The sequence below is a fragment of the Moorena sp. SIO3B2 genome (genome assembly GCF_010692525.1).
GTDB classification, from domain to species: Bacteria; Cyanobacteriota; Cyanobacteriia; order Cyanobacteriales; family Coleofasciculaceae; genus Moorena; species Moorena producens.
In genome coordinates this window covers 1-1087 of sequence record NZ_JAAHHE010000976.1, presented here as the reverse complement: position 1 = coordinate 1087, position 1087 = coordinate 1, and the positions used below count along the sequence as shown (strand labels likewise).

The window sequence follows — 1087 nt, the reverse complement described above, 5'->3', positions numbered from 1 at the left end:
TCGGCTATTTAAAGTCTATATATTTTACTGTTAAAAGTACCTCGTTCAAAGCTTTAGTTGAAAGGTAAGCATATGCGCTACGCGCACGCTACTTGAGGTGCGGTCAGCGGTCAGCGGTCAGCTTAGAGGTTGTCTGAGAAGTCTCATTTGCTACATCAAAGCCCCCGTTGGTCCCCCTTTGGGGGACTTTTAGAAACAAATTGACTCTTTTTCCCCCCAAATTTGGGGGGCTAGGGGGGCAAAATTCAGTATAAAAAAACTTGGGAGATATCCTCTTAGAATAAAATTGAAAGTCTGGGGAAAAGCCTATCAGCTTTGTGGCACAGGCTTTGGCCTTGGCCTTTCGGCCACGCTACGCGAATGGCCACGCTGTGCGAACGACGCTGGGACTTCACTCAGCATTATTCGAATGCTTACCTCTTTTATGCAAAAGCTCTTCGCAAAGCGTGCGCGTAGCGCATAGGCTGATAGCTGAATGCTGATAGCTGAATGCTTACGTTGAAAGCTTTAGTTAAAAGCTTGTATTTTCCAGGTAGTTGTTGACGGTTGACCGCTGTCATTCAACTCTCAACAGTCAACCGTCAACAACCCACACATTTCTATGGCAACTGGCCATAGAGGTAATCGCAGCTCTATTAACTACTCTAATAACTACGAGGACGCCACTTATTCAACCGCGCTTCTGCAATCATAGCTAAACGCCGCTGATCAGCAACCTTTTCTTGTAACGTGGCAATTTCCTGGGCCTGTTTTTCCGACTTTTGTTGGAGAGCTTCATAACTGTCTGGCTCTAAAGTCGCTGCTGCCATTGGGATTGGGGGTGCGATGGTGGTGAAACCACTACCACCATTGGTCGAAGAACTGTAAGACTGCCATTTGCTAAACTGTGATTCTCCAAAGCTAGCCAATGGTCGTAACTCTGCCAGCTGTTGCTGCAAGGTTTCCAGCAGTTCTTCTTGTTCTTGGCATTTCCGTTGGATGGCTTGATAGGCTTCTGAGCGTTTTTTCTCCGCTTCTGGGAGAGCTTGCTTCGGTTGGATTTTGGGCTTGAGTACTTCATCCAATAAGGCTTGAATATCAGTAACTG

1 pseudogene is annotated in these 1087 nt (G+C 46.6%); it reads right to left on the bottom strand.

Going from position 1 to position 1087, the window contains the following annotated elements:
* Positions 1-644: 644 nt before the first annotated feature.
* Positions 645-1087: pseudogene (locus tag F6K38_RS42855) on the bottom strand (hypothetical protein); the annotation flags it as partial.